Raw genomic sequence first — 13,469 nt, forward strand, 5'->3', positions numbered from 1 at the left:
GACACAAGGTGCTGAACTGCATTAATTTTTCATTACCCCACTTTTTATCGCGGGTGGCGGCGCAGCCAGGCAAAAGGCAAGGCCAGCAGCGTCAACCAGAACAGGCTGCCACCACCACCGTCTTCGCCATCCTGACCGGTCTGGTTATTGACCGGCGCATTGCTGACCACATAGTTGGCTGGATCGTTACCCTTGTAATCCTTCACCGCCGGAGTGAGTTTCACACTCACTACGGTGGCATTGGTGCGCAGGTTAAGATCGCTCTCGCTGTTGTAGCGATAGGCGGTTGCCACCACGGTGCCATCGGTGCTGATACCGCTGGCGTAGGCAATATGGTAATACTTGCCATTCTGGGCACACAGCTTGGTGCCGGCATCATCCAGACCGCAGATCAGGTCGTTGAGGTACCAGTTGTTGCCAGTGCCCGCATTGAGCAGGAAGCCTTCCTGCATGCGGTTGGTGCCGTTGGCCACAGGCTGGGTCTGGTGGCGGGAGTCGCGCCAACCGACCACCATGTCGTGATCGTTGATGGCCGCGCCCTCGGAGCCGGAGCCGCTCAGCGGTTTGTCCTGCAGGGGGATGGACGCGGTTTCCTTCGTATTCAGATTGAATACGAACATCTCGGTCGGCCGGTTCTGACCCTTGTTGATACTGTAACGCTGGTTACCGATCACATAACCATTCTCGTTGACCGACACCGCCCAGCTATTCTGCAGCACGCTATCATCCTTGCCCGGCTCACCGTCGGGCAGCGGAATGACCTGAGTCGTGCCTACGCTGCCAGCATTGAGATCCAGCGTCCAGTAGCTGGCCAGGTTGCGGCCATCCAGATCGCCCGAGCCCACTTCACCGGTGGAGCTATAGCCCACCCCATACAGGGTACCCTTGAATTCGGCGGCACCCAGTGCAGAGGCAGTCTGCAGCACCTCGTCGCGCTGACGGCCATAGTCGCGGGCCTGCATCAGCTTGTTGAAGCCACCCGAACCATTGAGCAGCCAGAAACTGGCCTGGGTATCGAGGCCCGGGCAGTAACGGAAATCGCCGTACTCATCGTCATTGCCAGCGAAGCACCAGTTATAGAAATCACCGCCTACGTTATGGCGATATTTGCCACTGGCGGCGGTCCCGGTCACCAGGTACTGACCGTTGTCCAGCTTCTTGATGCTGGTCGGGACGCTTATCGCGTGGGTGCTGGCGGCATCCTTAAGCTCAACCGGAGTACCGTCATCGACGATGGCAAAGGCGGTGCGCAGCTTGCCGTTCATCTTGTAACCCACCTGAGTGCTCGGCGTCTCGCCGAGGGCGGTCACCAGACCGTCGACTTCGGAGCTCGCCACATAACCTACGTTGCTGCGCTGATCGAGGCCATCGAGGAAGTCACGACGCCATTGATAGGCATAAGTCGGCGTCGGGCCTTCGTCCCAGAAGGTGTTGCACACATCATCGGAGAGGAAACAGCCCTGCTCAAACCGGAAACGATCGACCAGGAAGTCGGCAGAACGCACGGTCGAGAAGTACTCGGCCATGTTGTTCTTGGTGTTGATCCCGATGACTCCGCTACCATCGGCACTGATCCCGCTGGCATATCCCTTGACTTCGTCATCGACAATGGTGAAAAAGGGGCTCTGTGCCGCCTGTGCATTGAGGCTGGCGCCGACCAGGATGGCCAGCATGGATAATTGCTTTTTCATCTACTTCCTTAGTCTTGATGTTTCAACGCTTCCAACTCCTCCCAACGGGAGAAGGCGTGTTCCAATGCAGCCTCTGCTGCATTCAATGCATCCAGTTTAAGCTGGGTTTGCTCGGCAGGCAGGGAGAAGAAACTCGGGTCGTTTACCTCCGCCTGCAGGGCATCAAGTTCGGTCTCCAACTGTTCCAGTCTGGCCGGCAGATTATCCAGCTCCAACTGCAACTTGTAAGAGAGCTTACGTGTTTTTTTCGCCGACTCCGCCGCCAATGCGACAGGCTCTGCCACTTTCGGCGCCGCGGTCTTGACCGCCAGCTGTGCCTCTTGCAGGGCACGGGTTGCCATCATGTCGGCATAACCACCCACATAATCGCTGATCCGGCCATCCCCTTCAAACAGCCAGCAACCGGTTACAGTGTTGTCGATGAAGCGACGATCGTGGCTGACCAGCAGCAGAGTACCGGGGTAATCCGCCAGCAACTCTTCCAGCAATTCCAGCGTTTCGACATCCAGATCGTTGGTTGGTTCATCCAAAATCAACAAGTTACTGGGTTTGAGGAACAACTTGGCCAACAGTAAACGGTTTTTCTCACCCCCTGACAAGGCCTTGACCGGGGTCCTTGCCCGTTTGGGTTCGAACAGGAAGTCCTGCAGGTAGCCGAGGATGTGGCGGGAACGACCGCGCACCATCACTTCCTGCTTGCCCTCCCCCACGTTTTCCATCACCGTCTGCTCGGGATCGAGCTGATCGCGATACTGGTCAAAATAGGCCACTTCCAGCTTGGTGCCGCCCTTGACCACACCACGGCTTGGCTCGAGTTGGCCGAGCAGCAGCTTGATCAGCGTCGACTTGCCGCAACCGTTGGGGCCCACCAGCGCAATCTTGTCGCCGCGCAGCACCTGCAGATCCAGCCCCTGGAACAGAGTACGATCGCCAAAGTCCAGCCCCAACCCCTCGGTCTCGAACACCAGCTTGCCGGAGCGATTCACATCGTCCATCTGCAGCTTGGCCTTGCCCTGCAGCTCACGGCGCTGACCACGCTCCATCCGCATCGCCTCGAGGGCGCGCACCCGGCCTTCGTTACGGGTGCGGCGTGCCTTGATGCCCTGGCGGACCCATACCTCTTCCTGGGCCAGCTTGCGATCGAACTCGGCGTTTTTCAGCTCCTCGACCCGCAGCCACTCCTCTTTACCCAGCAGGTACTGATCGTAGTTGCCAGGCCAGGAGGTGATCTCGCCGCGATCGAGATCGATGATCCGGGTCGCCAGCTTGTGGATGAACTCCCGATCGTGAGAGATGAAGACGATGGCGCCACGGAAATCTTTCAGGAACTCTTCCAGCCAGTTGATGGCTTCGATGTCCAGGTGGTTGGTTGGCTCATCGAGCAGCAGCAGATCCGGATCGCAGGCAAGGGCGCGGGCCAGGGCCACCTTGCGCAGCCAGCCACCGGACAAGCTGTCGAGGGTCGCATCGGGATCGAGGTTGAGCAGGGTCAGCACCTGGCTGATGCGGGTCTCTAACTGCCAGCCATTCTGGTAATCGAGCTGCTCTTGCAGCTCGCTCATCTTGCGGATGTTGGCGTCGGAGGGATCGTGGCCCAGCTCAATGGCGATATGGTGATACTGCTTGAGCAGTTCGCCCACCCCGGCCAGCCCTTCGGCGGTGTAGTCAAACACCGTCAGATCGCTCGACGCGGGCGGATCCTGCTCGAGGCGGGTCACTTTCAAGTCTTGCTGCTGCACCATGCGGCCGTCATCGAGCGGCAGTTCGCCGGCGATGACCTTCATCAGGGTGGACTTGCCCGCCCCGTTGCGTCCCACCAGACAGAGACGCTCGCCGCGCTCGATCGCCAGTTCGGCATGGTCGAGCAGCGGGAAATCACTGAACGACAGACAGGCGCCGTGCAATGTTAATAAAGCCATGTCATTTCCTTAATTCTTCATGAAAAAGCGGGCCAGACCCGGTCTGCCCCACTCTCAATGTCATACGCACACAATAGTGTTTCGCCTACGCCGCCAGCCAGAGCCTGAGCTCGGCCAGGGTGAAGGGCCAGCCCAGCTCGCGGCCGGCCTCGTCACGCAGCACCGGGATGCGCACCCGGTAAGCGGCCAACCAGTCGGCATCCTCCATGATGTCGCACTGGCGGGTCCGCGCGGCCAATCCCGCTTCCTCCACCAGCGCCCAGGCCTGTTCGCACAGGTGACAGCCGTCGGTGTGAAACAGGGTCAGCATCAGCTGGCATCCGCCGCTTGGTCGGCGTGGGTGATGATCCAGCAGTTATGGATATGCACGTTACGCTCGAAGTCTTTCGGCCGGGTCTTGCTGGTGATGTTCTGCGCCTTGAGGCCCGTGGCCTCCAGACCGGCCAGGTCCATCTTGAAGTGGCGCTTGTTGTTGGAGAACACCAGGGTGCCGTCGGCCGCCAGCAGACGTTTCAGATGCTGCAACAGCAACAGGTGATCCCGCTGCACGTCGAAGCTCTCGTCCATCCGCTTGGAGTTGGAGAAGGTGGGCGGATCGATGAAGATGAGGTCGTACTGATCATCGGCCTCGGAGAGCCACTTCAGGCAGTCGGCCTGCACGAACTTGTGCTGGCGACCCACCTGGGAGTTCAGACGCATGTTGTCCTGCGCCCAATCCAGGTAGGTGTAAGACATGTCGACCGTGGTGGTCTCACTCGCACCGCCCAGCGCCGCGTGCACTGTGGCACTGCCGGTATAGGCGAACAGGTTCAGGAAACGCTTGCCCTTGGCCATCTGACCCAGCATGCGACGGGTCTGACGGTGATCCAGGAACAGACCGGTATCCAGGTAGTCATAGAGGTTGACCCAGAGGCGTGCACCGTACTCCTGCACCTCCATCCGGTGTTGCTCGGTGGCAAGCTTCTGATACTGCTGCTTGCCTTCCTGGCGCTCGCGCACCTTGAGGATCACCTTCTCGCCGTCCATGCCGGTCACCTTGATGGCGGCCTGCACCATGTCGAGCAGGCGCTGACGGGTCTTCTGGGCGGGAATGTCCTTGGGCGCCGCATACTCCTGCACCACCAGATAATCCTGATAGCGGTCGATGGCGGCGTTGTATTCCGGCAGGTCCGCATCGTAGATGCGGTAGCAGTCGATGCCCTCTTTGCTCGCCCATTTCTCCAGGGTCTTGAGGTTCTTGCGCAGACGGTTCGCGAAGTCCTGGGCCACCTCTTTCTGGGAAGCGACGGAGTCCAGCGCTATCTGGTAGTTGCGCAGCTGACACTCGAGCGCGCCGTTGAACAGGCGATACTGCTTGTCGGCCCGCAGGCGCAGACAGCTCAGCAGCTCCGGCGAGGCAGACAGAATGGAGACGCGCCAGCCCTGGAAGCTGCGACGCAGGGCATCGCCCAGCGCCTGGTGCACTTCCAGCAGGGCCGGGAACTCGCCCAGGCGCTCGCCATAGGGCGGGTTGGAGATCAACATCCCCACCTGGCGAGCCTCATCCTCACCGACCGGCATGGGCAGCGGGTTCTCCAGCGCGCTCACATCGGCCTGCTTGAAGGTGATGAGGTGAGCGACACCGGCGGCCTTGGCGTTGTCACGGGCCTTCATCAGCACCCGGGGATCGGCGTCACAACCAAACAGCTTGACCTCGCAGCGCTGCATGCCGCGCTTGGCACGCACCTGGGCTTCCATCATCAGGCTCTGCCACAGCTCGGCATCGTGTTGCAGCCAGCGATCGAAGCCGAAGCGCTCCCGGCGCAGGGCCGGTGCCATGTCGGCGGCGATGAAGGCCGCTTCGATCAGCAGGGTGCCGGAGCCACACATGGGGTCCATCATGGGCTCACCGGCCCAACCGCTGCGGGCTATCATGGCGCAGGCCAGGTTCTCCTTGAGCGGCGCCTCACCGGTGCCCTGGCGATAGAAACGCTGGTGCAGGGCCGGGCCGGACAGGTCCAGGGTGATGTTGGCCTTGCCCTTGCCAAGGTGCGCCATGATGCGAATGTCCGGCGACTTCTTGTCGATGTCCGGGCGCACATGACCGCGCTTGGTGAAGCGATCGACGATGGCATCCTTGATCTTCAAGGCGCCGTACTGGGTGTTGCGAATGGCGGGGTTGGTACCGGTAAAGTCCACCGCTATGGTGGCGGTGCCGGGGAAGTGCTCCTCCCAGGGGATGGTGTGGGCGCCCAGATAGAGATCCAGATCGTCGTTCATCTGGAACTCGGACAGCACCAGCACGATGCGGGAGGCGAAGCGACTCCACAGGCAGGCCTTGTAGCCCATCGCCAGCTCGCCTTTGAAATGCACGCCGGCCACGGTCTCACGGACCTGCTCTGCGCCCAGGGTGGTCAGCTCGTCGGCCAACAGGTTTTCCAGCCCCTTGGGGCAGGTTGCAAAGAATTCTTTCATCACGCTCACGGGGATGCCATAAAAATAGTGCCGCATTATACCTTATCGGCCCGCACTCGGCATCCGAACCTTGGGTATCCCGCGAATATAAAGGGCCGTCCGCCATGGCCAAGCGCCGGGGCGGCCTGTTGTCTCGCCGATACCGGGTCTATTTGAGGGGGCCGTCAGCATCCTGTGGTTGCAGGCCAGCTACCGCTGACTCAGTCCCTGTCGCAATGACGCATTTAAAAAAAAGGGGAAATAGAGACAGCGACGATCTCGCTCGATGAGCCGCCAGGCAGAGATGGATATCATTGAAAATAACCGGAGCCGATTATTGGAAGGTGAGTTTAAAAAACGAACTATTAATGGCGGCGCGCTATTAGCTGACCTGCCGATACTGCGCCACCGTTGTCGTTCTGATCTGCATGCGATTATTCATCACCTTGATCACTCCGAAGCGTGGCAGGATCTTGCTGGTCGCCAACACTAATTCCTCGGTCAGGTTCAGACAGACGCTCGCCTGTTCGCCTGCCTCGATGATCATGAATTCTCCCCTGCCATGGGAGGTATCCATACGCACCAGAGAACCAACATCGAGCGTGCAATGAGTCTGCTGTTCATTAAAGAACCAGCTCTGCGGCATCAAGGGTTTGTAAAAACGACTGACGGCGATGGCATTCAGTACCAGCTGAACCTGATGGGGTGTACTCCAATCGAGTTCGGCAGCCTTGTCCATCAGCTGATAATAGAGGGCGGCGTCGTCCACACAGAATGGCTGGGTGGTGAAGGAGCTGGGGACGAGTTGTCGCCCCTTATATTCGGTGGCAAATATCATGCGGTCGGACAAATCCAGCATCAGACGATCATCCTGAGCATCGTAATGCCACTGCCAATTGTCATTGGGTTGGATACACATGGAGTTGCCCTTACTTAAGCCGTTACTCGACTTTATTCCATGTCGAGAATTTGAGCAACTTTAAATAAGGGCAACCGTCTATTTTTTAAATATGGGTGACGATCTCTTTCACCAGACTCGGGCCCTTATAAATAAAGCCGCTGTAAATTTGGACCAGACTGGCACCCGCGGCTAATTTCTCCCGGGCGGCCATGGCACTGTCGATGCCCCCTACCCCGATAATAGGCAGCGCGCCATCGAGGGCCTTGGCCAGCTGGCGGATCACTTCGGTGCTCTTGTGTTGCAGGGGGCGCCCGCTCAGGCCACCCGCCTCGCCGGCGTGGGGCAGGTCATAGATCATGTCACGATCCAGGGTGGTATTAGTGGCGATGACCCCATCGATCCCGTTTTTGATCAAGGACGCGGCCACCTGATTAATTTCATCCAGGCTCAAGTCAGGTGCAATTTTAACGGCGAGTGGTACGTACTTCTTATATTGCGCCGCCAACTCCTGCTGCCGAACCTTCAGCGCAGCCAGCAACTCATCCAGTGCCTCGCCGTATTGCAATTGGCGCAGACCCGGGGTGTTCGGCGAGGAAATATTGACGGCGATATAACCGGCATGATCATAAACCTTGTCCATGCAGATCAGGTAATCATCCTTGCCCTGCTCGATGGGGGTATCCTTGTTCTTGCCGATATTAATGCCGATCACTCCCTGATATTTGGCCTCCTTGACCCGGGCCACCAGATGATCGACACCCTTGTTGTTAAATCCCATCCGGTTGATGATCCCCTCCGCCGGAATAACCCGGAACAGACGCGGCTTGTCATTCCCGCTCTGGGGCTTGGGAGTCACTGTCCCCACTTCGATAAAGCCAAACCCCATGGCGCCAAATGCATCGATACACTCCCCGTCTTTATCCAGCCCAGCGGCCAGTCCCACCGGGTTGGCAAAATTAAGCCCCATGACGGTGACGGGGCGAGTGGGCAATGCGTGGCGGAAGAAACAATCGAGTGGCGTACCGAGAAGGCGGGGCAAATATTTGATGGAGAGATCGTGTGCCTGTTCAGGATTGAGCTTGAACAGGAAATGCCTTGCGAGGGGGTACAGCATGTTTGCTCCTTAAAAAAGCCCCGGCAACTGGCCGGGGCTTTTGGTGTGATGATGCCAATAAACGTTATATCGAGGTTCGGCAATTCAACTGGAGCAGGTTCAACTCTCGCAAGGCCACCGAGAACTTGGCGAACTCGTGAGTACTGGTGGTCTTGAAGTCGGCCAACATGTGGGTCCAACGGGACAAGAGTTGCTCATGCTCCGAAATCCAGTCGGCCAGTATGGTAGCGCATTCGCCCTGCTCTTTGCACCCTTCCAGTACCACGGAAGTGAGGCTGCGTTGCTGCCAGTCCAGATCTTCGCGGAAGGAGGCCCGCGCCATCGCCTGCCAGTGGTTGCCCACGGGTTGATGGTTGATCTGCTCGAGGAACCAGTGCAGGTCGAGCTTGGCACCGAGGCGGTAGTAAACGTTGGCGGCACGCAGTATGTCGGTCTTGTGCTCAGCGGCGATCTGCGCCAGATCCAGGCTGGAGAACAGACTGCTCATGTGCGCCACCTGACGGGCAATCTGCTCGGGGACCTGCTTGGCCACCAGCGCGGCCACCGCCTGCTGGTGCTCGGCCACTTCGCTCTCGTCCATCACCTCGTAGAGGTGCTGGGCCAAAGTCTCGAAGGCCGGGCGGAAGAAGGCGATGTTTTCGCTGATGCTCCAGCTGCGGTTGCGGGCACGCAGGAACCAGCGGGTGGCACGGCGCACGATGCGGCGGCTGTAGAACATCAGTTCGAGCTGGGTATTGGCATCCACCAGGTTGTCGCAACCCTCGATGTCACGCCAGAGCGCATTGAGGCCAAACACCTCGCGGGCCATGGCGAAGCAGCAGGCCACTTCGGCCACCGAGGCTCCGGTCTCGTCCTTCATCCGGCTGGCGAAGTTGAGCCCCATGTCGTTGACCAGCATGTTGGCGACGCGAGTCGCGATGATCTCGCCGCGCAGCGGGTGCTGGGCAAGCTGGGCACCGAACTGCTGCTGCAGCTGGGCCGGGAAGCTGGTCACCAGCATGTTGGCGAGGAAGGGCTCGTCGATCACTTCCGGGCAGTTGAGCTGCTCTTTCAGCACCATCTTGCCATAGGCCACCAGCACGGCGAGCTCGGGACGGGTCAGCCCCTGCCCTGCCGCCATCCGTTCGGACAACTCCTCATCGGAGGGCAGGAATTCCAGCGCCCGATCCAGCTTGCCTTCCCGCTCCAGCCCCTGGATGAAGCGTTGCTGCTCCTTGAGCTGCTCGGCACCACGGAAGGCGGTGACCGAGATGGACTGGGACTGACGGTAGGCGTTGGTGATGACGATCTTCGCCACCGCATCCGTCATCTCGTACAGCATCTGGTTGCGTTGCTTGAGGGTCATGTCGCCTGCGGCCACCAGCTGGTTGAGCAGGATCTTGATGTTGACCTCGTTGTCGGAGCAATCCACCCCGCCCACGTTGTCGGTGAAGTCGGTGTTGATGTGACCGCCCTGGCTGGCGTACTCCACCCGACCGAGCTGGGTGAAGCCGAGGTTGCCGCCCTCGCCGACGATGCGGGCACGCAGGTCGCGACCGTTGACCCGCAGCACGTCGTTGCTGCGATCGCCGACCTCGGCATCGCTCTCGCGGGAGCTCTTCACATAGGTGCCGATGCCGCCATTCCAGAGCAGGTCGACGTTCAGGCAGAGCAGCGCCTTGATCAGCTCGTTCGGCGCCATGCTGGTCTTGTCGGTGCCGAGCAGGGCCTGAGTCTGCGGGCTCAGCTTGATGGACTTGGCCGAGCGCAGGAAGATGCCGCCGCCCTCGGAGAGCAGTTCGCGATTGTAGTCATCCCAGCTTGAACCCGACAGATCGAACAGGCGCTGACGCTCGACGAAGCTCTTGGCGGCGTTGGGGGTCGGGTCGATGAAGATGTGCATGTGGTTGAAGGCGCCCACCAGCTGGGTGTGCTCGGAGAGCAGCATGCCGTTGCCGAACACGTCCCCCGCCATGTCGCCTATCCCCACACAGGTGAAGTCGCTGGTCTGGCAGTTGAGGCCGAGCTCGCGGAAGTGGCGCTTGACCGACTCCCAGGCGCCGCGCGCCGTGATGGCCATCTTCTTGTGGTCATAACCGACCGAGCCGCCGGAGGCGAAGGCATCGCCGAGCCAGTGACCATATTCGTGGCTCAGCTCGTTGGCGATGTCGGAGAAGGTCGCAGTGCCCTTGTCGGCCGCCACCACCAGGTAGTAGTCATCCTCGTCGTGGCGAACCACGTCTTTGGGCGGGATCACCTCCCCCTGGATGATGTTGTCGGTCACATCGAGCAGGCCGCGGATGAACAGGCGATAGCAGGCCTTGCCCTCTTCCTGAAGGACGGCGCGGGGGGCGCCGACCGGCATCTGCTTGCAGTAGAAGCAGCCCTTGGCACCGACCGGCACTATGACGGTGTTCTTGACCTGCTGCGCCTTGACCAGACCCAGCACCTCGGTGCGGAAGTCTTCCTTGCGATCGGACCAGCGCAGGCCGCCACGGGCGACCTTGCCCCAGCGCAGATGCACCCCTTCCACTCGCGGCGAGTAGACGAAGATCTCGAATTTTGGCAGCGGCAGTGGCATGTCGGTGATGCTGGACGGCGCCAGCTTGAAGGAGATGTAGGGCTTGATCTCGCCCTGCGCGTCCCGCTGATAGAAGTTGGTGCGCAGGGTGGCGTCGATCATCTCCATGTAGCGGCGGATGATGCGATCGTCGTCCAGGTTCGCGACCTGATCCAGCTTGGCGGCGAGCTGCTCGTGCAGCTTCTCCTGCGCCTTGGCATCTTGCTTGATGGTTGGGCAGAGGCGTTGCTCGAACAGGGTGAACAACAGCTGGGCAATCTCGGGATAACGGGTCAGCGTCTCCTCGATGTAGGACTGGCTGAAGGAGACACCGGTCTGGCGCATGTACTTGGCATAGGCCCGCAGCACCGAGACCTGACGGCCGGTGAGGCTGGCACCCAGCACCAGACGGTTGAAGCCATCATCTTCCAGGGTCTTGTTCCAGACGCCGGCGAAGGCCTGCTGGAAGCGCTGCTGGCTCTGGGCCAGATCGAACGGCTGATCGCCGCGCAGCAGCATGGAGAAGTCGAGGATCCAGAACACCTCACCGGTCGGGGTGCGCACCTGATACGGGGTCTCCCCTATGATCCGCAGCCCCATGTTTTCCAGCATGGGCAGGACGTCAGAGAGGTGGATAGGTTCGGTGCGGTGGAACAACTTGAGGCGCACCCGGCGATCGTTCTCCTCTTCCTGGGCGCGGTAGAACAGCATGCCGAGCGGATTGCTCTCGCTCAGGCTGTCCAGCGCTATGATGTCGGCCACGGCGGAGCCTGGCAGCACATCTTCCTTGTAGGCACGGGGGAAGGCGGTGCTGAAGCGGCGACGCAGGCCGTTGCCGAGGGCCTCGCCGTAATGGGAGAGCAGCACGGAATCCAGGCGGTCATCCCAGCTGCGGGCGGCTTCAATCAGGTTGTTCTGTACTTCGTTCACATCCACATCCACGTTGTTATTGTTGACCCGTACTATGTAGTGGGTCCGGGCCAGCACGCCTTCGGAGAAGTAGACGTTGAACTCCACCTCGTCGCTGCTGCCAAAATATTTCTGCAATATCTGCTGGGTCTTGACCCGCAGCGCCGTGTTGTAGCGCTCCTTGGTGACATAGACCATGCAGGAGAAGAAGCGGCCGTACACATCGCGGCGCACGAACAGGCGCAACATGTCGCGCTCCTGCATCTCCAGCACCCCGAGGCCGGTGGCCAGCAGCTCCTCCTCGCGAGCCTGGATCAGCTCGTCGCGCGGGTAGGTTTCCAAGACGTTCAGCAGCGCCTTGTAGGCGTGGGAGCCCTTCTCGTGACCGGAGGCGGCCATGATGCGCTCCAGACGATGGCTGATGAGCGGTATCTGGGTGGCACTGGTGTTGTAGATGGACGAGGCGTAGAGACCGATGAAGCGATCCTCCCCCACCACCTTGCCGTGCTCATCGAAGCGCTTGATGCCGATGTAGTCCACATAGGCCGGGCGGTGCACGCGGGCCTTGCTGTTGGACTTGGTCAGGATCAGCAGATCCGAGCTCAGGGCCGCGTGACGGGCGCTGGCGGGCATGCTGCCCAGCCGCTGGCCCTCGTCCTTGACGGAGTTCTTCATCAGGCCGAGGCTGGAATCCGACAGCGGCAGGATCTCGTGATCCCCTTCCACCGCCTTGACGTCATAACGGCGATAACCCATCAGGGTGAAATTATTGGCCGCCACCCACTTGAGGAAGGCGACACTGGAATCGACCTCGGCCTGGCTGACCGGGTTCTTGCGCTTGGGCAGCTCGTCGATGATCTCGTTGAGGCGAGCCAGCATCGGCTGCCAGTCACCCACAGCCAGCGCCACTTCGCCGGCCACGGATTTCAGTTCGGCGGCCAGGGCCTCCATCTGCTCGTCAGAGGTCAGATGGTCGATCTCGATGAGGAAGGCGGTCTCCACCGAGGTCTGCTCGGCGGTGTTGTCGAGCTCAAGAATGGCGCTGATCTTGCCCTCGCCGCTACGAATGAGGTGCAGCGGCTGGTGCAGCATCATGTGAGCGGTGATGTTGAGACGCTTGAGGGCCATGCGGATGGAGTCCACCAGGAAAGGAGTGTCCTGCAAGATGATCTCGACGATGGTGTGGGGAGACTGCCATCCGTGGCGGGTCAGCTCGGGGTTGTAGACCCGGATATAGGGATCCGTGCTGGTGCGCTGGTTGAGCGCATTCCACAGGCTCAGCGCCGCCCCGTAGAGATCGCTGTCATTGCGATCGTGCAGATCGGTGCTGGCCATGTTGCCGTAGAACTTGGCGACGAAGCACTCGACCAGGGAGGCACTCTTCTTGGGCAACTTCTGATGGATCAGGCTGAGAACGTTTTCGAGCAGAACTGAGGTAGGGGCGTCTTTCAATGCCATTGCTAGTTTCCTTATCGGACGACATCACCGACACATGGGTAACCACGCTGGATACCCACCGGTACAGAGTTGCTGCGAAGTGTAATGTCTTGGATCAAGGAAGGCGAGCAATGGTGATAATGGGATGTTAAAAACAAGGGACAGATCACGGCTTGGGTTGTGATAAATTTTGCCAAGTCGGCAAAAAATAGAAAATCACACTGGCTTATGGCAAATCTACCGGATAGATAGTGACTTAAAGCAGATAATTACTCGGGAATCTGTTCTGTTTTTGTTAATTTATGCGTTCCAGGCTGATGAAGCGATGATCGTCCTGGGTTTTCAGCCGAAAGTAGCCGTATACGCCAGTGGTTGCGACAAAACTCCGAATTTTTTCCAGCCCGAGCTCTATGGTCAACCCCTGCTCGGTACGTACCACCAGCCGCCTGGCATGGCCCTGATACATCAGCAGGATCTCCTCGCTGCTCAATGCCAGTCGAAAGGTATATTGCCTCACCTTGTTGGT

The 13,469-nt window shown here is 59.7% G+C and carries 8 protein-coding genes; all 8 read right to left on the reverse strand.

Annotated elements, in window-relative coordinates; genetic code table 11:
• Window positions 1-44 precede the first annotated feature (44 nt).
• On the reverse strand, window positions 45-1,691 hold the full coding sequence (locus tag KW825_RS11380; RefSeq protein ID WP_218329265.1) for a DUF3466 family protein: 1,647 nt from the start codon (window positions 1,689-1,691) through the stop codon (window positions 45-47).
• Between the two features lie 8 nt (window positions 1,692-1,699).
• Window positions 1,700-3,610 carry an ABC transporter ATP-binding protein gene (locus KW825_RS11385; RefSeq protein ID WP_218329266.1) on the reverse strand — a complete coding sequence of 637 codons (1,911 nt, stop codon included), beginning with the start codon at window positions 3,608-3,610 and terminating at the stop codon, window positions 1,700-1,702.
• A gap of 85 nt (window positions 3,611-3,695) precedes the next feature.
• Window positions 3,696-3,920 carry a glutaredoxin family protein gene (locus KW825_RS11390; RefSeq protein WP_218291408.1) on the reverse strand — a complete coding sequence of 75 codons (225 nt, stop codon included), beginning with the start codon at window positions 3,918-3,920 and terminating at the stop codon, window positions 3,696-3,698.
• A complete protein-coding gene (rlmKL, locus tag KW825_RS11395; protein ID WP_218329267.1) occupies window positions 3,920-6,100 on the reverse strand; it encodes a bifunctional 23S rRNA (guanine(2069)-N(7))-methyltransferase RlmK/23S rRNA (guanine(2445)-N(2))-methyltransferase RlmL in 2,181 nt (726 codons plus the stop codon). Before rlmKL ends, KW825_RS11390 begins: the two co-directional genes overlap by 1 nt.
• A gap of 325 nt (window positions 6,101-6,425) precedes the next feature.
• The gene (locus KW825_RS11400; protein ID WP_218329268.1) at window positions 6,426-6,962 is read right to left on the reverse strand and encodes a cell division protein ZapC; all 537 of its coding nucleotides are present in this window, start codon (window positions 6,960-6,962) and stop codon (window positions 6,426-6,428) included.
• A gap of 85 nt (window positions 6,963-7,047) precedes the next feature.
• Window positions 7,048-8,058, reverse strand: coding sequence for a quinone-dependent dihydroorotate dehydrogenase (gene pyrD, locus KW825_RS11405; RefSeq protein WP_218291405.1), 1,011 nt, complete (start codon window positions 8,056-8,058; stop codon window positions 7,048-7,050).
• Between the two features lie 64 nt (window positions 8,059-8,122).
• Complete coding sequence (locus KW825_RS11410; RefSeq protein WP_218329269.1) at window positions 8,123-12,964, reverse strand: NAD-glutamate dehydrogenase; 4,842 nt, start codon at window positions 12,962-12,964, stop codon at window positions 8,123-8,125.
• Between the two features lie 274 nt (window positions 12,965-13,238).
• Window positions 13,239-13,460, reverse strand: a complete 222-nt coding sequence (locus KW825_RS11415) for a DUF2835 family protein (protein ID WP_042653789.1) — start codon at window positions 13,458-13,460, stop codon at window positions 13,239-13,241.
• Window positions 13,461-13,469 lie beyond the last annotated feature (9 nt).

The sequence above is a fragment of the Aeromonas sp. sif2433 genome, assembly GCF_019218705.1.
Taxonomy (GTDB): Bacteria; Pseudomonadota; Gammaproteobacteria; order Enterobacterales; family Aeromonadaceae; genus Aeromonas; species Aeromonas encheleia.